Origin of the sequence: Microcoleus sp. AT3-A2 (assembly GCF_036705685.1) — a bacterium.
Lineage (GTDB): Bacteria > Cyanobacteriota > Cyanobacteriia > Cyanobacteriales > Microcoleaceae > Microcoleus.
The window spans coordinates 1-25,655 of sequence record NZ_JAUBVF010000036.1 but is presented as its reverse complement, the minus strand read 5'-3'; the positions used below and the strand labels follow the sequence as shown (position 1 = coordinate 25,655).

At 46.9% G+C, this 25,655-nt stretch carries 20 protein-coding genes, 1 other RNA gene and 3 pseudogenes; 12 read left to right on the top strand and 12 right to left on the bottom strand.

The annotated features are described in order from the left end of the window. Nucleotides 1-88 precede the first annotated feature (88 nt). The 6 genes from QUB37_RS19245 to rpmI all read right to left on the bottom strand — a co-directional run bounded on the left by QUB37_RS19245 (nucleotide 89) and on the right by rpmI (nucleotide 4,877). A complete protein-coding gene (locus QUB37_RS19245; RefSeq protein WP_333164989.1) occupies nucleotides 89-2,284 on the bottom strand; it encodes a diguanylate cyclase domain-containing protein in 2,196 nt (731 codons plus the stop codon). Next, nucleotides 2,281-2,889: a chemotaxis protein CheC gene (locus QUB37_RS19240; RefSeq protein ID WP_333164986.1), complete on the bottom strand. Its 609-nt coding sequence runs from the start codon at nucleotides 2,887-2,889 to the stop codon at nucleotides 2,281-2,283. Before QUB37_RS19240 ends, QUB37_RS19245 begins: the two co-directional genes overlap by 4 nt. Further along, complete coding sequence (locus QUB37_RS19235; RefSeq protein WP_333164983.1) at nucleotides 2,886-3,263, bottom strand: response regulator; 378 nt, start codon at nucleotides 3,261-3,263, stop codon at nucleotides 2,886-2,888. Before QUB37_RS19235 ends, QUB37_RS19240 begins: the two co-directional genes overlap by 4 nt. Before the next feature lie 237 nt (nucleotides 3,264-3,500). After that, the gene (locus tag QUB37_RS19230; RefSeq protein WP_333164980.1) at nucleotides 3,501-4,031 is read right to left on the bottom strand and encodes a tetratricopeptide repeat protein; all 531 of its coding nucleotides are present in this window, start codon (nucleotides 4,029-4,031) and stop codon (nucleotides 3,501-3,503) included. A gap of 272 nt (nucleotides 4,032-4,303) precedes the next feature. Beyond that, nucleotides 4,304-4,660 carry a 50S ribosomal protein L20 gene (rplT, locus tag QUB37_RS19225; protein WP_006634165.1) on the bottom strand — a complete coding sequence of 119 codons (357 nt, stop codon included), beginning with the start codon at nucleotides 4,658-4,660 and terminating at the stop codon, nucleotides 4,304-4,306. 19 nt (nucleotides 4,661-4,679) lie between these two features. Next, nucleotides 4,680-4,877, bottom strand: coding sequence for a 50S ribosomal protein L35 (gene rpmI, locus QUB37_RS19220; protein ID WP_006634164.1), 198 nt, complete (start codon nucleotides 4,875-4,877; stop codon nucleotides 4,680-4,682). A gap of 365 nt (nucleotides 4,878-5,242) precedes the next feature. On the opposite strand from rpmI, the gene QUB37_RS29875 reads away from it, so the two are divergent. Next, nucleotides 5,243-5,524, top strand: a complete 282-nt coding sequence (locus tag QUB37_RS29875; protein WP_445300041.1) for an MrcB family domain-containing protein — start codon at nucleotides 5,243-5,245, stop codon at nucleotides 5,522-5,524. A 73-nt stretch (nucleotides 5,525-5,597) separates the two neighbouring features. Here the strand turns inward: QUB37_RS29875 and QUB37_RS19215 are convergent, their stop codons facing one another. Both QUB37_RS19215 and pdhA read right to left on the bottom strand, forming a co-directional pair. Beyond that, nucleotides 5,598-5,870, bottom strand: coding sequence for a hypothetical protein (locus QUB37_RS19215; RefSeq protein WP_333164977.1), 273 nt, complete (start codon nucleotides 5,868-5,870; stop codon nucleotides 5,598-5,600). Nucleotides 5,871-6,087: 217 nt separating this feature from the next. Beyond that, nucleotides 6,088-7,125 (bottom strand): pyruvate dehydrogenase (acetyl-transferring) E1 component subunit alpha, encoded by a 1,038-nt coding sequence (gene pdhA / locus QUB37_RS19210; RefSeq protein WP_333063130.1) that lies wholly within the window; start codon nucleotides 7,123-7,125, stop codon nucleotides 6,088-6,090. A gap of 838 nt (nucleotides 7,126-7,963) precedes the next feature. Here pdhA and QUB37_RS19205 point away from each other — a divergent pair. From QUB37_RS19205 to QUB37_RS19180, 6 genes are all read left to right on the top strand, one after another. After that, nucleotides 7,964-10,285 (top strand): IMS domain-containing protein, encoded by a 2,322-nt coding sequence (locus QUB37_RS19205; protein ID WP_333164973.1) that lies wholly within the window; start codon nucleotides 7,964-7,966, stop codon nucleotides 10,283-10,285. Nucleotides 10,286-10,540: 255 nt separating this feature from the next. Then, nucleotides 10,541-11,743, top strand: coding sequence for a glycosyltransferase family 4 protein (locus QUB37_RS19200; protein WP_333164971.1), 1,203 nt, complete (start codon nucleotides 10,541-10,543; stop codon nucleotides 11,741-11,743). Nucleotides 11,744-11,885: 142 nt separating this feature from the next. Continuing rightward, nucleotides 11,886-12,872, top strand: coding sequence for a leucine-rich repeat protein (locus QUB37_RS19195; protein WP_333164969.1), 987 nt, complete (start codon nucleotides 11,886-11,888; stop codon nucleotides 12,870-12,872). A 170-nt stretch (nucleotides 12,873-13,042) separates the two neighbouring features. After that, on the top strand, nucleotides 13,043-14,332 hold the full coding sequence (locus tag QUB37_RS19190; protein WP_333164967.1) for a leucine-rich repeat protein: 1,290 nt from the start codon (nucleotides 13,043-13,045) through the stop codon (nucleotides 14,330-14,332). A 751-nt stretch (nucleotides 14,333-15,083) separates the two neighbouring features. Continuing rightward, nucleotides 15,084-15,830 carry a dienelactone hydrolase family protein gene (locus QUB37_RS19185; protein WP_333164965.1) on the top strand — a complete coding sequence of 249 codons (747 nt, stop codon included), beginning with the start codon at nucleotides 15,084-15,086 and terminating at the stop codon, nucleotides 15,828-15,830. A gap of 107 nt (nucleotides 15,831-15,937) precedes the next feature. Beyond that, entirely contained in the window at nucleotides 15,938-16,837 is a 900-nt protein-coding gene (locus tag QUB37_RS19180; RefSeq protein ID WP_333164962.1) for a S1 RNA-binding domain-containing protein, read from the top strand. A 202-nt stretch (nucleotides 16,838-17,039) separates the two neighbouring features. On the opposite strand, the gene QUB37_RS19175 is transcribed toward QUB37_RS19180, so the two are convergent. Together QUB37_RS19175 and purD are read right to left on the bottom strand one after the other, a co-directional pair. Further along, complete coding sequence (locus QUB37_RS19175) at nucleotides 17,040-19,226, bottom strand: ATP-binding protein (protein WP_333164960.1); 2,187 nt, start codon at nucleotides 19,224-19,226, stop codon at nucleotides 17,040-17,042. A 170-nt stretch (nucleotides 19,227-19,396) separates the two neighbouring features. Continuing rightward, nucleotides 19,397-20,677 carry a phosphoribosylamine--glycine ligase gene (gene purD / locus QUB37_RS19170; RefSeq protein WP_333164958.1) on the bottom strand — a complete coding sequence of 427 codons (1,281 nt, stop codon included), beginning with the start codon at nucleotides 20,675-20,677 and terminating at the stop codon, nucleotides 19,397-19,399. A 338-nt stretch (nucleotides 20,678-21,015) separates the two neighbouring features. Here purD and QUB37_RS19165 point away from each other — a divergent pair, with 338 nt between their 5' ends. Both QUB37_RS19165 and ssrS read left to right on the top strand, forming a co-directional pair. Next, nucleotides 21,016-22,278 carry a 5-(carboxyamino)imidazole ribonucleotide synthase gene (locus QUB37_RS19165; protein ID WP_333164955.1) on the top strand — a complete coding sequence of 421 codons (1,263 nt, stop codon included), beginning with the start codon at nucleotides 21,016-21,018 and terminating at the stop codon, nucleotides 22,276-22,278. Nucleotides 22,279-22,328: 50 nt separating this feature from the next. After that, nucleotides 22,329-22,516: non-coding RNA, 6S RNA (gene ssrS / locus QUB37_RS19160), on the top strand. Between the two features lie 100 nt (nucleotides 22,517-22,616). Here the strand turns inward: ssrS and QUB37_RS19155 are convergent. Then, nucleotides 22,617-22,775, bottom strand: a pseudogene (locus QUB37_RS19155) (IS630 family transposase); the annotation flags it as partial. Between the two features lie 14 nt (nucleotides 22,776-22,789). Here QUB37_RS19155 and QUB37_RS19150 point away from each other — a divergent pair. The 3 genes and pseudogenes from QUB37_RS19150 to QUB37_RS19140 all read left to right on the top strand — a co-directional run. Beyond that, nucleotides 22,790-23,772: pseudogene (locus QUB37_RS19150) on the top strand (transposase); the annotation flags it as partial. A 279-nt stretch (nucleotides 23,773-24,051) separates the two neighbouring features. Continuing rightward, nucleotides 24,052-24,276 (top strand): type II toxin-antitoxin system HicA family toxin, encoded by a 225-nt coding sequence (locus QUB37_RS19145; protein ID WP_333164953.1) that lies wholly within the window; start codon nucleotides 24,052-24,054, stop codon nucleotides 24,274-24,276. Next, nucleotides 24,273-24,491, top strand: a complete 219-nt coding sequence (locus tag QUB37_RS19140; protein ID WP_333164951.1) for a type II toxin-antitoxin system HicB family antitoxin — start codon at nucleotides 24,273-24,275, stop codon at nucleotides 24,489-24,491. Before QUB37_RS19145 ends, QUB37_RS19140 begins: the two co-directional genes overlap by 4 nt. A 60-nt stretch (nucleotides 24,492-24,551) precedes the next feature. Here the strand turns inward: QUB37_RS19140 and QUB37_RS19135 are convergent. Beyond that, a pseudogene (locus QUB37_RS19135) lies at nucleotides 24,552-25,436 on the bottom strand (hypothetical protein); the annotation flags it as partial. Nucleotides 25,437-25,655: the final 219 nt, after the last annotated feature.

Here is a 25,655-nt window from a genome sequence, read left to right as displayed (position 1 = left end):
GGATATCAGGGTTTGGATCACGGGCTTACAGTGGCATTTTTTTTGCGGACTGATATAACTACTCTGAATTCACAAATATGGCAATTCGTCAAGCGTTGGTGGGAGAGGGTAAATTAGTGTTGGGTAGAGAAAAATCTACAGGAAGTATCGAAGTGCCTGTCCCATTCGGCTTGCCAGCAGCAGGATCAGGCTGGTAAAGTTGGATACGATCGCGCCCAAGTCGTTTAGCTTGATACAGGGCTTGGTCGGCTGCGGCAATCAGAATTTCGGCTCCCGATTCAGATCCAGGAACAATACTCGCTACGCCCAGGCTGAGAGTGACGTACTCGCTCACCTGAGAACCAGCGTGGGGAAGCTGCAAAGCTGCGATTGTAAGCTGTATTTGTTCGGCTACGATCACTGCGCCTTGAATCGAGGTATTTGGCAGAATAACGGCAAATTCTTCGCCTCCGTAGCGAGCTACTAAATCGGCGGGGCGATTGACTGCATCGGCGATCGCCGCGGCGACTTGTCGCAAACATTCGTCCCCGCCTTGATGCCCGTAAGTATCGTTGTAACTTTTAAAAGAATCAATATCGCAGAGAATCAGGGACATGGGCATTTGTTCCCGCGCTTGTCTACGCCACTCCATTTCTAAATACTGATCGAACCGTCGGCGGTTTGCTAGCTGCGTGAGTGCGTCCGAAGTAGCCAAGCGCTCTAACTTGAGGTTGGCTGCTTGCAACTGCTGGTATAGTTCTGCTTGCTTGATGGCGATCGCCAACTGGGTGGCTAGAGAAGACAGCAACTCTACTTCCAACTGCATCCACTGCCGGGGGCTGCACTGGTGGGCCATCAGCAGCCCCCACAACTCGTCTCCTTGCACTAAAGGCACAACCAAATAAGCTCTCACCGCGAATTGTGCGAGCAAATCAATTTGATATTGCGGCAAATCGGCGGCCAAGACATCGGCGATCGGTCGGATCGCCCGATGTTGGTAGGCTTCGAGATAGAACTCGTCAAAACAGAATTTTTCCAGGGTTTCCCCCAACATCGGCTTGCAGTTGGCAGCTACAGATTCCACTGTTACCGCCCCCCTCGCCGGGGCGGCGCAGACACTGCCGGTACAGGGGTTGAAGCGGACGATCATCACTCGATCGGCCTGAAGGAACTGACGCACTTCTGTCACTGTCGTGCTGAGCACTTCACCCAAATCCAGAGACTGGCGGATATGCTGAGTAATCGTCGCCATCAGCAGTTCTCGTTCGTTCTGCTGCCGCAGCGCCTCTTGTGCCCGTTTGTACTCGGTGATATCTTGAGCGGTGCCGAAAATTTGTTTGGGGCAGCCGTCGGCTGTGCGGGCGAAAACTTGGTCGCGGCAGCGAAACCAGCGCCATTCGCCCGATCGATGTTTGAGCCGATACTCCAACTCCAAAATATGCCCGTCTTGAGTCGAGGGAAATTTTTTCTGGTGGGCTTTGAGCCTCGGCAAATCTTCTGGGTACACCAAACTCGAGTACAAAGCAGTTTGCATCTGTAAAATTTCTTGGGGAGTGTAGCCCAGCAATTTAGAAGCTTGACCGTTGACGTAGACGTTGCGCTGTTCGGTCAAATCGTAGATGTAGAGCAAATAAGGCGCCGCGTCAGCAATTTGCTGGATGAAATGCTGGCTCGATCGCAATTCTTCCTCCACCCGCTGACGCACTTGCACTTCTTCCACAGCTTGATCCCGCATTGTGCGGTAAGCTTGGATGCGATGGGTGAGGTCGGTCACGTCTTGAATCACCAGCAGCGCGTAGAACGATGGGGCATTGACCCCCGGCCATATTGATGACGAAGCTGAGGGTGCAGATTCCCTAGACAAAAAAGCACTTCTTGATGAGCCGACTCCGACACTACCCTCTGATTCCAACTCAAGAGTATGGAGAACCCAGTCTCTAATCTCCTGTTCTTCTATGCCAGCCTCTAGGGCCGGCACAGCAGTCACAGTAGTTTGCTGAATTCGCTGCTGGCCGTCTTGCCAAGTTGCCGGAATCAGGTGTTTGTGAATTTGAGAAGAAAAAATTGTTGGCGGGCCTCCTGCAAAGATTTGCTTGAAGCGAGTGGCGTACTTTAACTGACTCAGGTGAGGAAAATGGGTTGTGATCTTTGTTCCCAATATTTGGCTGCGGGGAATTTTAGTCCACTCTTCCAGACAAGCGTTCCAAAACAGCACCACAAAATCATCTTGCAGCAAGCAGGCGCCGACTGGTACGCTGTCGAGAACCCCAAACTTTTCCTTAATACTTTTGCTCTCCTCAATCATAGACCCCCGGCAAGTTGATTGATAGCAGTCAACAAGGTGTCAAAGGAATTAACATTGAAAATAAGAATGATATCTCCTTCAATGTGAAGCCTTTCAATCATGAAACTGGTCTGGGCTAATAAAACAACTGTATCAGTAGCTAAACCGCCAGATATCAGCAAACTAGCAATCGTCCCTTCGCTATAAGTGGGAATTGAATAGTTCAGGCGCTGCTGAAGTACGTTGCTGATTGCACCCATGACCCCATTAATTACAATATTTCCCACTTCACTCAGCGTACCAATTTTGACTGAATCGAGATCCTGAGTTCCAACTTCTTCCCCTGTAAGCATTGTCACCAGCAGGGCAGCGCTGTTTGTGGGAAAAACTAGCTGGGCAATGCCTCCAAAGGAGCCTGTGAATTTGAGCTGGACAGCGGCGATTTGCTCGCCGTTGAGGTGTTGCTCTAACTCCTCTTCCACGTCAATGGGAGTCAGGATTTGAAGGTAGGGGATTTGCAAGCGAATCGGGGAGTCAATCATGTCGTTCAAAACCCCTGCGGCTTGACCGATCCCGATGTTGACGAGTTCCTGCAAAGCATCGAGCTGTCGAGTGCTTAATTTCATTGGGTGCTCTCCTCGCTGACACTGAGAGCTTTTTTGATCCATCCGATTAGTTCGTCTGAGTTGGGCATTTTGTGAATGACTGCCAGGGCTCCGAGTTCCATGCACTCGGAGCGGGTGCTTGCTTGGATGTCTGCGGTAATGACGATCACTGGAATTTTATATCCTCGATCGCGCATGGCTTGCAGGACTTCCCGACCTTCCATTTCTGGCATCAGCAGGTCTAAGAGCATACAGTTTGGGGTTTTAGTGCCCAGCAGTTCTAGAGCTTCTGGGCCGCTGGATGCTTCCCAAGTCTCGTATCCTTCTGCTCGCAGGATTTTGCAGATTACCCTGCGAGTCAACCACGAATCTTCGACAACGAGAATTGATGTCACTACGTTCTCCTCCTTCTATTGTTTAGGACTGACCGGCGTTGCAGGTACTGCTTTTATCTTGACAGTAATTTAAAGTGTTGGGACGGTGTGTGATCGAGCTTCACTCGGAATTCCTGTTCTTAAAAACTAACGCATTAATGTGTTGGATAGTTTAGTATCTTGGACTATGTTAAGAAAAAACCCGGTTTCTGAATGAAACCAGGTTTGCGGGATCTCTATTGCTCCTCACAAGGGCGCTCAATTATAGATTACCAAACGCTTCCGAAGGGACTCTACTCGCTGTTTGGCAGTGGTATTGTCTGGCTCGCAGGCGAGAGCTTGTTCGTACATTTCCAAGGCTTGAGCGGTTAATTTCTTGCGCTCGTAGGCGTGACCCAGGTTGTTGAGACAGGTAACGTATTCTGGCTGCAACTTCAGGGCTTCTTTGTACTGGCGGATCGCGATGTCGTACTGTTCTTGGCCGAAGTGTGCAAAACCGAGGGCGTTGTAAATAACAGCTTGATTTTCTTCGCCTTCTAAGTCTTTGGCTTTCAGGGCTTTTTGAAACAGTACGATCGCCTGGGAGTAAAGCTTCTTATCTAGATAGATACTTCCTAATTCGTAGTATTCCTGTGCTGTTCCTTTTTCTACTGTCAGCTTATTTTCTAAGCGTTCCAGAGACATTTCCAGCTTCCGAGTTTTGAGAATCTGGCGCACCACAAACCAGGAACTGCTGCCGAGTATAGCGAGCAGGACTGTCAGGTAAACAATCAGTAAATTACTATCCATGTTTTTCTTAAATTTAGGTAGGTCTGTGGAAGGTTTTATTTATTTTAAGGCGCTAGCAATCTCTGAGATTTGCCTCTGCAACTGTATAAAAAACAAGGAAATAGCGATCGACTGGCCCGATCGCGATTTCTGAAAAAGCCAGAGTCCAGAAGTAAGAACAAAGAAGGAAAGTTTGTCTCAACATCCTAAATTTATCAGGAGTTTTCCTTCTCTGGCAGACCGTTAAATCTTTCTTACTTCTGCTTTGTGCTTTCTGAGAATCAAGGGAACTTTCAGGCTCCGGCTCGATTAGCCATTTCCACGACTTTACCGAATGTTGCCGGGTCAATGATCGCCATTTGTGCCAGCATTTTGCGGTTGATTTCGATGTTGGCTTTTTTCATGTTGCCGATCAGTCTGCTGTAGCTCGTGCCGTGCTGGCGCGATGCGGCATTGATCCGAGCAATCCACAGGCGGCGGAAATCGCGTTTGCGTTTTTTGCGATCGCGATAACCGTTACGCAGGGCCTGCATCACCCGTTGGTTAGCTGTGCGGAACTGTTTCGACTGTGCGCCTCGGAAACCCTTGGCTAATTTGAGAATTTTTTTGCGGCGCGCTCTGGCGACATTACCGCGTTTTACCCGTGTCATCTTTAATTTCCGTTAAACTTTACAAGTATGGAAGCATTAACCGCACGTTAGCATCGTTGGTCTCGTCGATGACGACCAGCTTAGATAGACGGCTTTTGCGAGCTGAACTTTTGTGCTGTAGCAAGTGGCTTTTGTAAGCTTTACGGCGCACAATTTTACCGCTGCCGGTCGCTCTAAAGCGCTTTGCGGCTGCTTTGCGAGTTTTGAGTTTTGGCATGAACTGGTGTTATTTGGACACAAGCTTATACCGTATCACGTTTGTGCTACTTTCTGCAAGGGAGATTTGCGGGTTGGGGGTGGCGCTGCATTTGCGGCGATATACAGGATGGGCGATCGGCTAATCTTGCGGTAGTTTGCGGTAGTTGACACCTGGTATAAAATGTTATACCGCAGTTGCGGTATAATTAATGGTTATACCTCTGGGTTATCCGCAGGGTTAATATTTGAAAGCTGCTGGTGAGGCACTATATAAATTAAATTGAAGATGCAACATTAATTATTGGTTATGGCGCTTAGAGACTCCCTTGAAAAAATCCTTTGGAAATATCCATTGGTCAGTAACGACAACATCAAAGGACATTCATTTGCTACTTATGTCAGAAATGTAGTAATGTAGTGCCGAAATCAATAATTGCTTCATTGGAATTACCAGAAATCTATAGCGTAAAAGCTTCCGCAGGGAATGGTTCTTGGGCTAAAGTTCCTTGGATAGCAATATTTAACAAGCTTGTAACTGAGAGTGTCCAGTCGGGCTTTTACTGTGTTTATTTATTTCGCGCTGAGTTCTCTGGCGTTTATCTTTCTCTCAATCAAGGAATAGCAGATAAAAGAAATAAGTTCGGACTTGGGAGAGGGACATGGTAAGGGTTCAAGCACAACTATTTAAAAATAAGCTTGGTTCTGACAAGCTCAGAGAATTTTCCGATCCTCTCGATCTTCAGCTTGATTCGATATATTTTACTATTTCTTGACTCCGAATTCTTAAGCCGAGGTGTTCGTAGACTTCTACAGGAATAGCTGTGCGTACTGCACCAGTATCTATCAGTGCTTCTGCTTCGTACACGCGCAACAGATTTGGATTGAGCAATCCTCTCTTGACTAACTCTTCATCAATGGCATTCGTTAGCTTGACTTTGACTCGAACTGCACCCTTATTTTTGCTGGCTTGAATTAGATTGCGATCGAGATTTATCATATCGCCTCTTTTCATCTAGAAAGTCTACCTTTGATTCTAGCCACAATTTATGGTATTAAGGTTCGCAGTGCCAACGCTACAAGTCGAGTTTTTACGTAAGTCTTACAGCGTATTCCAGGTTGAGGAAGTGCAGTAGGGACAAAGGCTTTCGCCCCGTCCCTACAGGGATATATCACTCTTGTGGATTGGGCATCCTGACCGCCCTAAACATACAAGTTAAATGCACAACAGCTTACTCATCTTCTGCATAGATAAACCGATACAATTCGCTAGGATCTGGCTCGGCGCTTTTCTCAGCAAAATCCACTGCATCGTCAATTACTGCTTGAATTTTATTATCGATCTCTTTCAATTCTTCAGCAGTTGCCAAAGTTCGATCGATCAAATCAGCAGCCAACTTCTTAATCGGATCGCGGGGGAACCAATATTCCTTCTCTTCCTTAGAACGCAACTCATCAGGATCGGCCAAAGAATGGCCGCGAAAGCGATAAGTCAAAGCCTCAATCAAAGTCGGCCCCTCGCCGGCCCGCGCCCGCGCCACAGCTTCCTTCGCCACTTCCCGCACTGCCAAAACATCCATCCCGTCAACCTCAAAACCAGCCATGCCAAAAGCATGAGCCTTCTTGTAAATCAGCGGGTCAGAAGTAGCTCGCTCGTGGGCCATCCCGATCGCCCATTTGTTGTTTTCCACAACATAAATAATCGGCAACTTCCACAAAGCCGCCATATTCAAACATTCAAAAAACTGCCCGTTATTTGCAGCACCATCGCCAAAAAAACAAGCAGTCACGCCATCGGAACTCTCATCCCCCAAAGCTTCGCGGCGGTACTTCGATTGAAAGGCAGCCCCCGTAGCTACAGGAATCCCCTCAGCCACAAAAGCATAACCTCCCAACAGTCGGTGTTCGGCCGAAAACATATGCATCGAACCGCCGCGGCCCTTCGAGCAACCAGTTTCCTTCCCGAACAACTCCGCCATTACCTCCCGCGCCGGCACGCCCGCGCTCAAAGCGTGAACGTGATCGCGGTAGGTGCTGCTGACGTAATCGGTGTCATCCCGGCGCATCGATCGAATCACGCCAGTAGAGACAGCTTCCTGACCGTTGTACAAGTGGACAAAACCAAACATTTTGCCCCGGTAGTACATCTCAGCACACTTGTCCTCAAAGTAGCGCCCCAAGACCATATCCTCGTAGAGCATCAAGCCCTCATCCCGAGAAATGGTTACGCTTTGCGCGTCAAAAACTGGTAAAGTCCGTTCCTGAACCATAAATAATTAATACCCGACGATCGGCTTCCTAGACATCTAAATTTAAACCGAGATGGGACACAACCGCAGCAGAAAACGATCGCACCTTTTCTGTGCAGCACTTCACCAATTGTTAAAATGAGTTTGGCCCTCGGGGCGGATTGCCGGGACTCGGAGAACCAACTCCCATCTAAACCCCATGCACACCAATGATATAATTCCATTACTCTCAAACCCGAAAATGCTCAAGAGTCAAACGACTCATTTAGCTGACGGGCAATCAGTAACTCAGGGCTAAAGCCACTGAGCTTGTGAGAGAAATCTCTCCCAAGCTGTACTGACCAGCCTAAGCCTTAACTGGCTACGTTTTTTGAGTCACGACACCCTGGAATGCGTAGCTAGTTCCTTGCTCTGTCGCTGAAGGTTAAACAGTTCTAAAGTCACTGGAACAGTGCTTTCAGCCTAACAAGCTCACTAAACATTGACCGACAAGCTAACTTTACCCCAGAAATGGGAGATTGAGGGCAACCATACCCTCACGCCTTGGGGCAACCACACCCCTCCGCCCCGCGAGGGGCATTCAAGGCGATTGAAATCGCCGGGTCGTTTTCCTCTCAGGACTAAAGTCTCGCTCGTTTCCCACTTACCGAGTATTTCTTGTGAGCCTTTGCATTTTCCTCACTGTAAAACGCCCTAGAGGGAAAAAAATCAGAGTATCTCTACGGCAAGTCCAACATACCGTGAATGGGGCGGTTGGAAGCCAACACCAGAATTTTTGATTTGGTTTGCGGGAGTATGTCACTTAAGATAGGCTAATTCAGTTGCTAGCGCTTTGGGGAAGTGGACAGTTCTTTAACTTATGTTAATTCCACTAGATTACTACCGGATTTTGGGTCTACCGATTCAAGCTACTGCCGAACAGTTGCAGCAGGCTCACCGCGATCGAACTTTACAGCTTCCGCGCAGGGAGTATTCCGAAGTTGCGATCGTCGCCCGCAAACAACTGCTCGATGAAGCCTGCGCCGTTCTGTCAGACTCAGAGGGGCGCAAAGCTTACGATGCCAGTTTTTTAGCCAAAACTTACGATCGAGAGTCGGAAGCCGCACAGGAAGCCAAGCACCAGAGGTCAAAAACCTTAGCAGGCACTGCCACCGTCCTGCAAGACGCAGGAGAAACCGCTCCGGCAGAGTCCAAGGCTTTAGAGGCTGCTCCCGACCCCCACACTCCAAGTATTGAAATCGATGACAACCAATTCGTAGGAGCCCTGCTCATACTGCAAGAACTGGGGGAATACGAACTCGTACAGAAGCTGGGTCGCCCGTATCTTAACAATGGCAGCATCGCGATCGCAGAAGGTCGTTTCGGCGACCCTCAGCTCGTGAGGCCAGATATAGTTTTAACCGTCAGCCTTGCCTGTCTAGAACTCGGCCGCGAACAGTGGCAGCAAGGTCAGTACGAAAATGCCGCAAAATCATTAGAAGCAGGTCAAGAATTGCTGCTGCGCGAAAGCCTATTTGCAAGCGTGAGGGGTGAAATGCAAGCCGACATATACAAACTCCGTCCGTACAACATTTTAGAGCTATTATCACTCCCCGAAGAAAAAGTCGCCGAGCGTCGCCGGGGGCTGGAAATCCTGCGAGAAATGCTTCAAGAACGAGGCGGTATCGACGGTTCGGGAGACGATCGATCGGGTTTAGGAATAGAAGACTTCCTCCGGTTCGTGCAGCAAATGCGTAAACACCTAACCAGCAGCGAGCAGCAGGCGCTATTTGAAGCCGAAGCCGGCCGCCCCTCCGCAGTCGCCACTTACCTCTCGGTCTACACCCTGTTAGCCCAAGGATTTGCCGCCAGACAGCCATCGATGATCCGTCGGGCAAAGCTGATGCTGATGCAGCTCGGTCGCCGCCAAGACGTTCACCTGGAAAAAGCCGTTTGTTCGCTGCTGCTGGGCCAGACAGAAGAAGCCAGCAGAGCCCTCGAACTCAGTTCGGAAAAAGAACCCCTGGCCTTCATTCGCGAACATTCCCAAGATTCACCCGACTTGTTGCCCGGACTGTGCTTGTACGCCGAACATTGGCTACAAGAAGAAGTGTTTCCCCACTTCCGCGACTTGGCCAACGAGTCAGTGTCCTTGAAAGACTACTTTGCCGACCCGAAAGTACAAGCTTACCTAGAAGCTTTGCCACAGGACGCAGAAACCGCCAACGAATGGGTCGTCGTGCAGCCCCGCGCCGGCAAGCTCCCAGGGCGACTGCAACCGGCAGCAGGCCGATCGCCCGCTGCCATACCCGCACAGCCACCCACAGCCAAGCAGGGAGCCAGTACCGTCACCTTGACCCCCGTACCGGGCGACGCTTCCACCGCAGCTTCGGGCGCGAAATCCCAGGCAGCAGTGGCCGCGCCAAGCGCTGTTGCCCCGGTCTCTCTCCCGATAGCTACAGTGCCACACCCTGCAGACTCGACTTCCAAACAACGCAGACGCCAACATTCAGGGCGCAGCGGAGCAAGTGGCAATGGGCTAAAGGGCGATTTTGCCGATCGGGCGCGCACCAAGGCAGCAGAAATTACCGCCCAAGTCAAGTCCATGCCTCCAAACAGGTTGGCTTTGTTTCTAGTCGCAGGTGTCCTGAGCCTGTTATTCCTGTGGTTAATACTCAGTCTGTTGGCTAGCGCGATGCAAGCCCTATCGGGCCCATCTCTCCGAGGAGAGCAAGCCCTGGTTCGCCTGGAAGAACCGCCGCTGGAAATCCCTGCCGTGGCCCCGGCCCCAGAGCCGAGCGCCGCAGGCCCAGTGTCGGGAGAAATCACTGAGCAATCAGCAAAAGACTTAGTTCAAAGCTGGCTATCGGCGAAAGCAGCGGCTTTGGGCCCTAATCACGCTGTCGAAGAATTAAAGCAAGTTCTGACAGAACCGGCTTTGTCTCGCTGGCAATTAATGGCAGAAGCTCAACAGCGTAACAACGCTCACCAGCGTTATGTACACAAGCTGCAAGTTAATGGAGTTACCACAAATCCGACTAATCCCGATCGCGCCCAAGTAGAAGCCCAAGTCTCGGAAAAAGCCGAAGTGTTCGATCGTTCTCAGCTCGTTTCTTCCCGCAATGAAAACCTGCGGGTGCGCTACGACTTGATCCGTCAAGATGGACAGTGGCGGATTATGGATTGGCAAGTGATTAAGTAAGGAATTGTTCAGTTGACAGTTGACTGTTGACTGTTGGCAGTTGGCAGTTGACAGTTGACCTGGGATACCGACATCTACCTGGAACGAAGAGGATTGGAGTAATGAACAGTCTTCTTTTAATTTCTCCTGATCGGGGTTCTGGCTGTAAACCTATTCTTTCTGGTAATTGGTAATTGGTAATTTTTGCTGGCTAATTACTAATTACCAGTTTCTGATTATTAGGTGAATTTTTAATTTCAAAAGCGGGAGTTTGAATTGCAGATTATTGTTGAAGGCTGGCGTTTTATTTATCATTCCTATTGCGTAGCCAATCAATTTCAACTGCTGGAAATGCTCGATCGTCCGCGAGGACAAATTGAGCTTTTCCACCGCGATATGCCATACATTGACGCAGCTTGGGAGACGAAAATTAGTTTGTTCGATCGCCCAAATGAAACATTACTTCGCAGCATTAAGAACCCTGCGGTAAATCAGTCAGCCGATGTTACCCTGCGAATTTACTGCCCGTGGGACTTCTCGGCATCCAGTAGCGCTCAAACTTGGGTATTTGCAGCGACAGAATGGGGGATTATTACCAGTTCAGTATTACAGGCGATGGGTGTTAAGTCGATCGCCCAAACCCCGGTTAATTCAGAAACGAAAATTATTACACCTTCAGCTTGGTCAAAAGCCGGCTTAATTCGCAGCGGTGTTGAGGCCGATCGCATTGCCGTCGTACCTTTGGGAGTCGATCCTAAGATTTATTATCCTGCTGCGGGCGATCGGCGTCAATCGCTGCGCGAAAGCTTGGGCTGGTCAAACTATTTTATATTTTTAAACATCGGCGGACAAACCGATCGCAAAGGTATTCGCCCTTTATTAAAAGCCTTCGCTGCGGTAGTTGACAAATATCCAGATGCGAGATTAGTTTTAAAAGGTTCTGAACTGCTTTATCCGTCGAGAGACGAGATTGCTGAAGCCTGCCAAGTTGTGCTCAACGATGCGGAAAGAGCGAGGGTTTTACCAAAATTAATTTATACTGGTAGCCAGCTATCTTTTGCTCAAATAGCAGAGTTTTACCAAGCAGCAGATGTTTATGTTTCTCCCTATTTGGCAGAAGGTTTTAATCTGCCGGTGTTGGAAGCTGCAGCTTGTGGTTTGCCGGTTATTTGCACTGCAGGCGGCCCTACGGATGATTTTACGCGATCGAACTTTGCACTGCGGATTGAGAGTAAATTTACGGCAGTGGTGAGTGACGGGGAAACCTTATTTATCTTAGCTCCTGAGTGGGAACACTTGACTGATTTGATGCAAGGGGCGATCGAACAGCCTGGAATCGCTGCGAAAGCGAGGGTTGCGGGCCCGGCTTTTGTGGCTGAAAATTTTACTTGGAGGCGCGTAGTCGATCGATTGCTTGAGGTTATGGGAGGAGATAAAAAGAGAGAGGAGAGGTCTATTTTTGAGCCAATAATTTTGTAGTTTGGGCGTTTCAAGCCCTAGATGGGGAAATAGCGGTATCCTGACCGAGCCGTAACAGTTTCGAGTCATAGTTGGGAAATGGATTTTCCAACAGGCTAAATTGTTGCCACAATAAAATGAATACTACCGAGAAACAAAGGACATGACCCAAGAGGAAGCACTACGACGAATTGAGCGACTTATCAATAAAAAAGTGACGGGACTGAATTTGTCGGGGCTGGATTTGAAAGAATTGCCACCGGAAATTTTTAAGTATACGCATCTGACACACCTTTTACTCGATACGAACCAGATTACCTTTATCCCAGATGCTATGTCGCAACTGTCGAATCTGAAATTGCTTGACCTTAGTAATAATCATATTACTTCCATCCCAGAAGCGCTCGGACAACTGTCAAATCTGACACGGCTTAACTTCAGTAGGAATCAGATTAGCTCCATCCCAGAGGCGTTCGGGCAACTATCGAATCTGACAAGCCTTGACCTCAGTTATAATAAGATTACCTCCATCCCAGAAGCGCTAGGGCAACTGTCAAATATGACACGGCTTGACCTCAGTGACAATGAGATTACTTCCATTCCAGAGACGCTCGGACAACTGTCAAATCTGACACGGCTTGGTCTCAATAACAATAAGATTACCTCCATCCCAGAGGCACTCGGGCAACTGTCGAATCTGAGGTGGCTTGAACTCAATAGCAATGATATTACCTCCATCCCAGAGGCACTCGGGCAACTGTCGAATTTGACAGGACTTTGCCTCAATAGCAATCAAATTACCTCCATTCCAGAGGCGCTTGGGCAACTGTTAAATCTGAAATATCTTTACCTCAGTAGCAATGATATTACTTCTATTCCAGAGGCGATCGGGCAACTGTCGAATTTGGACTTGCTTGGTCTCAATAACAATAAGATTACCTACATCCCAGAGGCGCTTGGGCAACTGCCGAATCTGACAGGGCTTTGCCTCAATAACAATAAAATTACCTCCATCCCAGAAACGCTCAAACAACTGTCAAATCTGGAATGGCTTGACGTCCGTAACAATAAAATTACCTCCATCTCAGAAGCGCTCCGTGATTGGGTTGAAGACATCCCAGAAGCGATTTATGATTGGGTTGAAAAGTGATTTCACGTCAAACCTTTGCCCTGTATGCTTTTACCTGGTTTGACTATAATGTTTATAGTTTAATGCTTATAGTTAAGTCTGCTGTGTCAACCTTTGACACTACACTCTTACATCCAACAATGTAGCTTTTGTATCAAAGCTACATTGTTGGGTCTGAGGTGGTTGTCAAGATGCCTATTGCATCGTTTTCTCAAGATGATACCCCGCTTCTAAAAGCTAGAGAGTCAAATAAAAACCAGAAATATTCTGAATTTCGGGAAAATAAATACTACGGAGAAACAAAGAGCATGACGCGAGACGAAGCAGCTCGACGAATTGACCAAGCAGCCAAGAAAAATTTGACGGAACTGGATTTGTCGGGGTTGGAGCTGGAAGAATTGCCACCAGAAATTGCCAAGTGTACGCATCTGACACGGCTTTTATTCAATAGAAATCAGATTACCTCCATCCCAGATACAATCGGGCAATTGTCGAACCTGACACGGCTTGACCTCCGTGAGAACCAGATTACCTCCATCCCAGATGCAATCGGGCAACTGTTAAATCTGACAGAGCTTGACCTCTATAAAAATAAAATTACTTCCATCCCAGAGGTGCTTCGGCAACTGTCCAAGCTGACATACCTTGACCTCAGTAGCAATCAGATAACCAAAATCCCAGAAGCGCTCGGCCAACTGTCCAATCTGAAAGAGCTTGACCTCAGTAACAACGAGATTACCTCCCTCCCAAGCGCGCTCGGAAAACTGTCGAATCTGACACGGCTTGACTTCAGTAGGAATCAGCTTACCTCCATCCCAGAGGTGTTCGGGCAACTATCGAATCTGACATGGTTTGACCTCCGTAGAAATCAGATTACTTCCATCCCAAAGGCGCTCGGGCAATTGTCGAATCTGACAGAGCTTTACCTTAGTGACAATCAGATTACTTCCATACCAGAGACGTTCGGGCAACTGTCGAATCTGACCAAGCTTTACCTCGGTGATAATCAGATTACCTCCATTCCAGAGGCACTGGGGCAATTGTCGAATCTGAGAGGGTTTTACCTCAGTAACAATCAGATTACGTCCATCCCAGAGGCGCTGGGGCAACTGTCCAAGCTGACAAAGCTTTACCTCAGTAGAAATCAGATTACCTCCATCCCAGAGGCGCTGGGGCAACTGTCGAATCTGACCCAGCTTTACCTCGGTGAGAATCAGATTGCCTCCATCCCAGAGGCGTTGGGGCAATTGTCGAATCTGATGTGGCTTTACATCGGTGAGAATCAGATTGCCTCCATCCCAGAGGCGCTAGGGCAACTGTCGAATCTGGTAGGGCTTGGACTCAGTGGCAATCAGATTACCTCCATCCCAGAGGTGCTAGGGCAACTGCCCAAGCTGGAATACCTTGACCTCAGTGGCAATCATATAACCAAAATCCCAGAGGCGCTCGGCCAACTGCCGAAGCTGAAAATAGATGAATAGGCTGAGTGAGCTTTAATAGTTTCCAGCTTTAAATGGGGAAATTTGATATCCTGACCGAGCTGTCGCACTTCCAAGCCCTAGGCTGGGAAAATATAGTATCCCCGCCTAGAACAAGGTTTTGGAGCGAGCTGGAAAATGGGGTTTTTTCCGGCGAAGAGTGTCTGTCATTTTAGATATCCTATTTTTGGTTATGTTTCAATCCCTGATAGGGTTTTAGGTTTTTTCCGTTATCGGGCGCGCGTTCGAGAGTGATGGAACCAAAACTGCCTATAAAGGGAAGCTCAAGGAAAAACCAATAACCTACCGCAATATAGCCATAAAAGACTACTTAAAATTAGCAAAAAAAACACAACTATTCCGCCAACCAAAAAGCAAAGTGATTAAAAAACAACTCCGACATATCACAAAAAATAGCTCATATTTAACAGCTAATCGAGTTATACACTTCTCTAGGAAATCTTACGAAAAAGTCAGATAAAAGCTTCCCAATGGTAGGCTTCTCAAAATCTATGCTTTAGCCAATCACTGATTGCAATTTATATTTTATGGGAGCAAATCTTAATTAATTGTTAGAAGTGATTGATCCAGACTTATTCACAAAAACCTAAACCTTCAATAATTAGCGAATTTTTACCTGCCATATTTGCAGTATTTGCGCTTCGCGGTTGCGAAAAATATTATTGGCAAATTGCATACAAAATCCCCAAATTAACTTAAAATCAGTAGAGTGGCATTTACCTTAAAACTACCTATGACAAAAGCCGAAATTAGCACCAAAAACATCACAGTTCCTAACGGGGATTTGCAAATAGCTGCATACCTAGCCCAGCCAGCCTCCCCAGGGCAATTTCCCGCAGTTATCGTGATTCAAGAAATCTTTGGCGTCAACGCGCACATCCGCGAAGTTACGGAAAGAATAGCAAAAGAAGGATATGTGGCGATCGCCCCAGCCATTTACCAGCGTCAAGCCCCCGGCTTTGAAACCGGCTACACACCCGAAGCCATCCAAATCGGCAGAGAATACAAAGAAAAAACCACCGCTTCCGAACTTCTCGGCGATATCCAAGCCACCATCGATTACCTCAAAACTCTACCCTCTGTCAAACCAGAAGGTTTTGGCTGCATTGGTTTCTGCTTTGGAGGGCACGTCGCCTACCTCGCCGCTACTTTGCCCGAAATCAAGGCTACAGCGTCGTTCTACGGCGCCGGTATTGCCACCCAAACCCCCGGCGGCGGCACCCCCACGATCGCCCGCACAGCAGACATTAAAGGCACTCTCTACGCCTTTTTTGGCACTCAAGACCCCAGCATTCCCTTAGAACAAGTTGACCAAATCGCCGCAGAATTGCAAAAACACAGTATTTCTCACCAAATTTTCCGCTACAATGCCGATCACGGCTTCTTCTGCGACCACCGCGGCAGTTACGACGCTACGGCAGCAGCCGACTCGTGGGTGCAGGTGAAGCAGCTATTTCATCAGCAACTTCAACCAGCTTAGAGAGTGGGAGATGGGGAGATAGGGAGATAGGGAGATGGGGAGAGTGGGAAAATTTTTTCTACTGACGACTGCCAACTAAATTACTGACAACTGACAACTAAACTGACATGAATTCCAAATCTACAGGTTCTCAAAGCGCAAAACCATCCTTTTCAATGGATGATTTTGCTAAAGCCCTCGAACAGCACAATTATGAGTTCCAGAAGGGACAAGTAGTGCGCGGCAAAGTGTTCGAGTACGACTCAAACGGTGCGTATGTTGATATCGGCGGCAAGTCTTCGGCTTTTTTGCCGATCGAAGAGGCTGCTTTGAGAACAGTAACGGATTTGTCGGAAGTGGTTCCGCTGGACGAGGAACGGGACTTTTTGATTATCCGCGAACAAGATGCAGATGGCCAAGTTACTTTGTCTCTGCGGCAGTTACAAATTCAGCAAGCTTGGGAAGATTTAATTGAATTGCAAGAAACCGGTAAAGTTCTTCAGGTGCGGGTTTCTGGGGCGAATAAGGGCGGCGTGACTGTAGATGTTCAGGGAATGCGGGGTTTTATTCCCCGATCGCACTTAGTCGATCGCGATAACCTAGAATCGCTGATTGGTCAATCTTTGAGCGTTAATTTTTTGGAGGTCGATCGCGAACGGGAAAAACTCGTACTTTCCCAGCGGATGGCCACTCAATCCAATGCCTTCAAGGATTTGCAAATTGGTCAGTTGGTGGAAGGAAAAGTCAGCAGCATCAAGCCTTTTGGCGTGTTCGTGGACTTGGAAGGAGTTAGCGGTTTGCTGCACATCAAGCAAGTCAGCCAAAAATATATTGATAACCTTGGCAAGGTGTTTGCTCCCGGTCAACCCCTAAAAGCGATCGTGCTTGACCTCGATGAAAGTCGTGGCCGAATTTCACTTTCTACGCGGGTACTAGAAAATTACCCAGGGGAAATGGTGGATAAAATGGCGGATGTTATGGATACCGCAGAAGAGCGATCGGAACGTGCTCGAAAGACTCTTTCTTAAGTCTTGACGTAATTAGAACCCCATCTACCGGAAACAATAGGAATCTAGGTTTAACCGCAGATAAACGCCGATAAACACAGATAAAATCGAATCGTCCTTCATCTGCGTCCCTCGGCTGCTATCTGCAGTTAAAAAATCCCCATCTAACTAATCTGCTTTCTTCTTGATTCCTAATCAACAGTCAACAGTCAAAAGTCAACAATCATTCCGGTGCAACCGGAATCGATCTAAGATGACTCGCAATTGTTTCACTCTCCACCGTTGCTTCCACTGGCCAAGAATTTTCCATCTCTACTGTTTGTTTCGGCTGATAAACTGCCAAGTCGAACCAGAAAGTTGTACCCACATTAACTTCGCTAACTAAATTAATTTTAGTGTGGTGCTTATCAATAATGTTTCTGACAATAGAAAGACCTAATCCCGTTCCTTCTAAAGTATGTACTCGGTTTTCTACCCGGAAAAAGCGATCGAAGATTGCTTGTTGGTCTTCAGGATCTATGCCAATTCCAGTATCAGAAATTTCGATCCGCACTACCGGAAAATGTTTGGCATCCGGTGACAAGTTGTGGTTGACGGATTGACCATCTTTGTTGGTGGGGGCCTCCGGCTCTAGCAAATACGCTCGAATTGCCACCTTGCCGCCGGACTGAGTAAATTTTAAGGCATTTCCTACTAAATTTGCAAATACTTGCAGCAGCAAATCGTAATGACCTAAAGCAGGCGGCAAATACGGGTCAACTTCTTGCTCTAATTCAATGCCTTTATCCTTAGCATTTAACTGATAAGTCCGCAGGGTTTGTTCCACAGCTTGCGGGAGGTCAACCGCCTCCAAATGATAAACTCGGCAGGATTCCAGTCGCGACAAGTCTAACACGTCGTTAACTAAACGAGTTAGTCGATCGGTTTCTCGATTGGCAATTTCTAGGAATTCCCTGCGCTCACTTTCTAGAAGGTCTTCCCCGTACTCGTGGAGAGTCTCGATAAAAGATTTGATATTAAATAAAGGTGTTCTCAATTCGTGAGAAACATTGCTGATAAAATTGCTTTTAGCCTCATTGAGTTCTACTTCGCGAGTAATGTCCTGCACTGTCATTGCAATGCCTTTGAGACTTTCTCGGTAATTTCCTGAACCTTGATGCTTGGAGGTTTGCTCGTAGAAAGTACACTCTACAGCTACCGGGCGTTGTGGTTCGGTACAGGTATCTTCCTCATGGCGGATGCAGCTTCTGCACAGCGGTTCGGCACCGGGCGCTTTGTGCAGAATGACAGTAGTTAAAACAATCCGAATTGTACGGTTAACTGGTTCGCTCATAGAGATGCGAAATTCGCTGCCGTCGCGATCGCCCGCAGCTATTTCCTGCAAAGGTCTCGCCAACTCCTGCTGCACTTCCGAAGGCAAAATGTTCAGAACATTTACTCCGAGCGCATTTTTGCCTTCCCATCCAAAAATCCGCATCCCCGTCGGATTAACTAAAATTACCTGCAAATTTGCATCCAACAACAGCGCCCCGTCAGCAATAGTTGAAACCAAAGTTTCTAACTTAGCTTTTTCCGCTGTCAGCTCTTCAATATTTTGTTCTTCATAACTTTCGAGTTTCTGAGCCATTTCATTAAAACTGCCGATTAACTCGCCCAATTCTCCCCCTAAAGGCAGGTCAACTCGCTGCTTAAAATTCCCGGTGGCAATATTTTTTACCCCGAAGACTAATTGTTTGATCGGCTGAGTAATTGTCAAAGCATTAAATACAGCTCCCAAAATTACCATTACCCAAATTGTCACAAATACTGCTAAAGTGACATCCCTAGTCAGATTTGAAGAGATAACTGCTGCGGGATTTGGGTTAATGCCGATCGCCAAAACTCCCAAATATTTGTCTTCATGAATTAACGGCACAAATACATCGGTAACTTCTCCATCTGGCGTCAAATGCTGCCGTACCAAAGGCAAAGAAGTTAAATTTCTCGCCTCAATATCGGCGAGAAAATTATCGGGAAGTTTGATCTGGCGGCGCAGCGTCAGAGAAGTTTGTACCTCTGATTCCGAAAAGGGTATCCCCAGGAAAATATCCCCAGCTTCGTCTGCATAAAGCATATAGCGGACGCTGGAGGTGCTGCTATAAAATTGGCGAGAAAAGCGGGCGACTTCGGAGCGATCGTTTTTGGCAATCAGCGGCGCCACATTTGCCGCCAACAGCAGGCCCAGGTCGCGGCCGTAACGAGTATCGTTAAGTCGGGCGTCTTGCTGGATAGTATTCACGGCCCAGAATGTCAGGCCACTCATAATTAACGAAACTACGAGGGTAGCAGCAGCCATCAGGCGGGTCTGGAGGGTAAAATCCGACCACCAGCGGGCAATAATTTCTCCGATTTTGTTTAGTATGGCCAGCATTTCACCAGTTCACCCGTTCAATATTAAAAGCAAGATCAATTCAGTTGGCTCCCGATTAAATTTTCTGCTGCGACTTGTCCGCTACGGCCACCGCAGAGATACCAAACTTCATTGTTACATTTCTACATTGACATTGCTTGGCTTTCGGATGGCGGCCGATGTCGAAATTCCTAATTTTTACCGCCCAGTGCTCGGCGACCGATGTCCCGGCGGCAGTAGACGCCTTCAAATTGGATGCAATCAACTGCTGCATAAGCTGTGGAGATAGCTTGTTCCAAAGTTTCTCCCGCTGCGGTGACGCCCAAGACCCGGCCGCCGTCGCTCACCAACTGCTGGTGCTTCAACTGGGTGCCGGCGTGAAACACTTCTGCCCCTTTGGCTTCAGCTTCCTCGATACCTGTAATAACTTTGCCTTTTTGATAACTTCCAGGATAGCCCCCAGAAGCCAAAACTACGCAAACAGATGCCCCCGACTTCCAGCGAATAGAATATTCACCGAGACGCTGCTGACAGCAGGCCAGCACCAAATCTTCTAAAGGAGTTTCCAGCAGTGACAAAACCGCTTGAGTTTCGGGGTCTCCGAAACGGCAGTTGAATTCTAAGACTTTTGGTTCTCCGTCGGGGGTAATCATTAAACCTGCGTAGAGTACACCCCGGTAGTCGATTTTGCGTTTTTGCAGTGCTGCGAGGGTGGGTTCGAGAATTTCTTCTTGAATCCTTTCCATGAGTTCCGGGGTGACAATGGGCGCTGGGGCGTAGGCTCCCATACCGCCAGTGTTGGCTCCCTTGTCGCCTTCGCCGATAGCTTTGTGGTCTTGGGCCGGCAGCAACGGTTCCACTGTGATGCCGTCGGTGAGGGCGAGAATCGAGACTTCTTGACCTGTTAAGAATTCTTCGACGACGACTCGGATGTTGTCTGTGCCGAATTCGCCTCGGAAAATGGTGTTGATGGCGCTGTGAGCCATTTTGACGGTGGTGGCAACGGTGACTCCTTTGCCTGATGCGAGTCCGTCTGCTTTGATGACTATTGGGGTTCCTTGTTCCAGAACGTATGCTTTTGCTGCTTCTGCGTCTGTAAATACGGCAGCTTTGGGTGTGGGGATGCCTGCTTCGAGCATCAATTCTTTCGCCCAGGATTTGCTGGATTCAATTTGGGCGCCGGCTTTTGTGGGGCCGAAAATCATCATTTTTCGCTGGTGGAAATAGTCGGCGATGCCTAGCGATAGAGGCAATTCGGGGCCGACGATGACTAATCCGATGTTGTTGACCATCACAAAGCGTTCGATGCCTTGGAAGTCGTCGATGTTGAGCGACAGATTTTGACAGCCTGGGGTGGTAGCTGTGCCGCCGTTGCCCGGTACGCAGAATACTTGTTTAATCCGCGTAGATTCTAGCAGTTTTTTTGCGATCGCGTGTTCGCGACCTCCGTTTCCCACAACTAAAACTTTCACAGTATCCTCACCTATAAATTTTGTTCCCTGAATGTCTGATTTTCAGTGTTGGCATCTGTCTATCTGCTTTTTGCAGTGCTGTCAATTATGCCATGCTTGGCGCTAGGGAATTGCTAGATGTGGCACTTTTCTGGAGGAGTCGGGTTCGACGCCTGTTTCTCAATGGCTGGGAGCGTGCAATAATTAAAGACTTTAGCCTCCCAATTTTTCTAGGTTCTGCCTCGATTTAATCCTGCAATTAAAACTATTTTTTGGCTTTCAACTCTGCAATTACTGTAATTGAGCCAGGGCCAAATAGCGATAAGATAGGCAGGTTGACTTTGCGGAATTTTACTCACATGAAATCAAATCCAACCGCTGCGAGTTCATCTGCCAAATTTAAGCGGGTGGGCGTTGTCGGCGGCGGCCAGCTAGCTTCGATGATGGGGGATGCTGCTAGGGCGCTAGATATTGAATTGGTAGTGCAAACTCCTAATGATACCGATCCGGCAGTTTCTGTTGCTGCTGGTGCTGTTTTGGCTGCTGTTGATGATGTTTTGGCTACGGCTCAATTGGCGGCTGGCTGCGATGTTATTACTTTTGAAAATGAGTTTGTGGATTTGGATGGTTTGCGGCCACTAGAGCGGCAAGGTGTGTTATTCCAGCCGAGTTTGTCGTCGCTTTCTCCTTTGTTGGATAAGTACGTTCAACGCTGTTATTTACAAAGTTTGGGTTTGCCAACTCCGAGGTTTTGGGAATGGGATTGCAGTGCGGATTTGCCCCCGGAATTGTTTAAGGCGGTGGCGATCGACTTTCCGGCAATTTCTATTTCTGACAGCGTGCAGATTGCAGGAGATTCGGGTGCTGGATCGATCGACTTTCCCTTTGTCGTCAAAGTTCGCCGCCACGGTTATGACGGCCAAGGTACTTTTATTGTTAAGGATCGAGGGAGTTTTGAGTCAATTCGTGCTACACTCCAAGGTCAGTCTTTGCTAGTGGAAGAGTTTGTGCCGTTCGATCGCGAATTGGCTGTGATTGCAGCTCGATCGGCAACTGGGGAAATTGCGATTTATCCGATAGTGGAAACTCAGCAGCAAAATCAGGTTTGTCATCTCGTGATTGCGCCCGCTGATATTAGCTTAGATGTGAAAACTGAAGCTTGTGCGATCGCCCGCACTCTCCTCAACAGTTTGCAAGCTGTCGGCATATTCGGCATTGAATTATTTTTAACCGCCGACAATAAGCTGTTAGTCAATGAAATTGCACCCCGCACCCACAATTCGGGACATTTTACGATCGATGCTTGCGAAACTTCACAATTTGAACAGCATTTGCGCGCAGTTTGTCAACTGCCTTTAGGGAATTCCGATTTAAAATGTGCAGGCGCTGTCATGGTAAATTTGCTAGGTTACGAGTCTGCCCAGTCCGATTATTTAGCAAAAAGAAAACAACTGGCACAAATTAGCGGTGCTTTTGTCCATTGGTATGGTAAGAAAGTATCGCGTCCCGGTCGCAAACTCGGTCACGTTACAGTTGTGCTCGACGCGGACTTGGTGGCTCAGGGGCGATCGTCAGCTGAGGATCTGGCTCAAACCGTTGAATCTATCTGGTATGCAAGTTAAATTGCTCGAAGCTTGCCAAAATCGGGTTAGTTGGTATATATTAAATAAAGGTTCTACTGCGACGTTGGTGACTGCCAATAATGTTTTTTTGATCTATAACTCTTAACTCTCGGGAATCAAGATGTTTGGACAGCAGTAAACTGGGCTTGTACCCAGAAACTTTAAGTCCGAGCCAACGGTACCCACCTGGTAAAATACCAGGTCAAAAGCTGAGGTAAGACGGCGTTGCGGGGAGCCATTAAAATTTTGATTGGGATAGGCGCTGTGAAATATAGCTAGCCTATTTTTTTTTGAGATAAACGCTTTTACTCATACTTGGAGTTTAAGCTGTTGCACATTTAAACTGTGAGACAAGCATTACCCTTGTTTGTGATTTTGCGCCCCCATTTAATTATTAATTGTCCTTCATTTAAGAGGATCTGCAATAAATACTCTAGCTCTTCAATAGATGTAAAAAGTCGATTGACAATATGTTATTTTGCCGAATGCCATACTAATTAAATTAAGTTATATTAGTTATCCGACCGACTTAGGACTATTAAACGGAGCCAGAGTTCATACAGAAAAAATTATAGATACCCTGTATAAACAAATCAAAGAAAACACCCATAAAAAACCAAGAACCTACCGTAATCTAGCAAGAAAAGACTACTTAGCAGTAGCGAAACAAAGACGAATCACACGCAACAAAAGAAAACAGGAAATTAAAAAACCACTCCAATATATCACAAGAAACCGGGATTATATTGAACAGCTAATCGATTTAGGTGCGACCCTAGAAGGTCTGAATAAAAAGCAATATAAAACCTTGCTAGTCCTCACAGAAGTCGCTCGCCAACAGCAATGGTTATTTGACAATAATAAACAAAGTGTTGAGGATAGAATAGTAAGTTTAAGCCAACCCCACATCCGTCCCATAGTCAGGGGAAAAGCTGGGAAAAGCGTAGAATTTGGAGCCAAGCTATCAGCCAGTTCTTTTGAAGGATATGTATTTTTAGACCGGATGAGCTGGGATAACTTTAACGAATCAGGTGACTTAAAAGCCCAATTAGAAGCATATCATAGGTTCACGGGATATTATCCAGATTCAGTTCATGCTGATCGGATTTATCGCACACTCTTAGAACCGAGCGGGCGTGCAAAGAAAGAGGAATTAGAATTAGTGGGCCGCCCCTAGGAAGACCGCCAGCAAATGTGAGTAAATCAAAAAAGAGGCAAGCGTTGAAAGATGAGAGAATTTGCAATGCGATTGAGGGCAAGTTCAGGCAAGGTAAACGAAGATTCGGTCAGAATCGAGTGATGGCTAAACTCGATAATACATCTGGTACAGTTATTGCAATTACTTTTTTAGTTATGAACCTTGCTACCTGGTGGCGCCGGGTTTTTTGTGTGTTTTTATGTCTATTTGGAAAAAAAACACCTGTTTTTAAATTGAAAATAATCTACAATTATTGTTGGGTGGACTCGATGCAGAAAAGACTTATCTTTAGTTGAGTTTGAATATATCGATCGCTCCTGTTCATAGTTTGCGATCGATTATTCAGCAAGCCCTATATAGGAGTTGGTCGGATTTTCACTCCTTAACACTGTCGGCTTTAAGGGACGATTGAGCGATCGCGCTTTTTCTTATTTGTTAAGGGCGATCGGGCTTCAAAAACCTTTAAAGCAGGCGATGGGAGAAGGTTGTAGAAAGGTGAGGGTGATGAGGTGCGATCGTATTTGGAGGGGTGGAAAAAAAGTGATAAAATAGAGTAGAGCAGTAGACAAAAATCCATGCCAAGGAAAATTAGAGAGTTGAAAGGTCAAATTGCGCGTGAAGGTTTTGTTTATCTACCCAAGCGCGGCAAAGGTAGCCATGAACGTTGGCGACATCCAATGCTGAGAAAAACATTGACAATTCCCGGCAAAGATGGAGATGATGTGCCACTCTACCTAGAAAAGCAGTTAGCACAGTTATTAACTGAAATGAATGAGTTAAGGGAGGGCGAGGGTTTATGAGTCGATATAGTATGATTGTTCAATGGTCTGATGAAGATGGACTTTTTCTAGTTACTATTCCAGAGTTTTCTGATCGCGTGGTGATGCCTTGCACTCACGGTCAAACTCGTGAGGAAGCAATTCATAACGGCGAAGAAGTGATAGAAATGTATTTGGAAGCTTGGGAAGCAGAAGGTGAATCTATCCCTGAACCTAGTACGCTTCAAATTGCTTGATTGGTATTGTAAAACTATTTTTGTGTGGTATGCGATTGCCTTCAAATCTACATCGTCACACTAAGCAACCTGAGCATTCACCATAGAGTCACTCTCCAAAACATCCGGTGCTGTCAAAATGTTTTGAAGTTGCTGCACAACTTGAGTTTCATTTTGGTATAACATAACTAGGTGATCTTTTGCTCTTGTTATTGCTGTATAAAGTCCTGCTTTTTCTTGAAAATCTTTATCGGGATCGGGCAAGTCTTCCACTCGGTCAACGCCAGCAATAATAACGGCATCAAACTCAACTCCTTTCAGCGCGTTCCAAGAATCTACAATTACGAAAGGTCGGTTTACAACGTTATAATCTCGGTCTTGAGGACGCATGGGAGCGTGATGCTTAACACCCAATTTATGCAGGCATTCACTAATTTCTGATTTAAAGGATTTTGGCTCTTGTGGATGCAATAAAACTCCGATTGAAGAAACTGGATGACTGCTCAATGCCAGTTTAACCTGTTTAGCTATATTGTCTGGAGACATATCATTTTTTACAAGCATTGGCTTAATAGATGAACTGCGAGAAGACTTTTTGAGTGGTTCGACAATATGACCGATTTTACCACCAGCTTCTGAGCGTTTAGCTATCTTCATATTAGCACTAGCTAAATAAGGATATATAAACTGCCAAGCTAATTCTATAATTTCTGGCGCGTTTCTATAGTTTAAATCAAATATTTGCGAACGACCCGTGACTTCAAATCCAAGATTCTTCCAAGTCCATTTTTCCTTTGTTCGATGTTGCTGACCTTCGTACACTGACTGAGTATTGTCATAGACAAAAAACATAGAGTTTGTATCGGGACTTACAGCACCTAACATGGCCACAAACCATTCATCATAAAAATCTTGAGCTTCATCAATTAAAATGGCTTGATAACGCTCTTTGGCGTTTTTTTGAACTAAATGGCTCTCCTGAGTTTGTGGTGTAAAATGTACCTACTAATACATTTACCGTTATGAGCTTCCATCTAGACTATCTATTAGCCTTGCCTGGAGTCAGGGTTGAAACTTGTACTCAAGTTGAGGGAAAAATTTTCTTGGGACTGAGCATTTTATCAGAAGGAATTGTTTGTCATCATTGTAACAATCCTACCGAAAAACTGCATCAAAATCGACCAA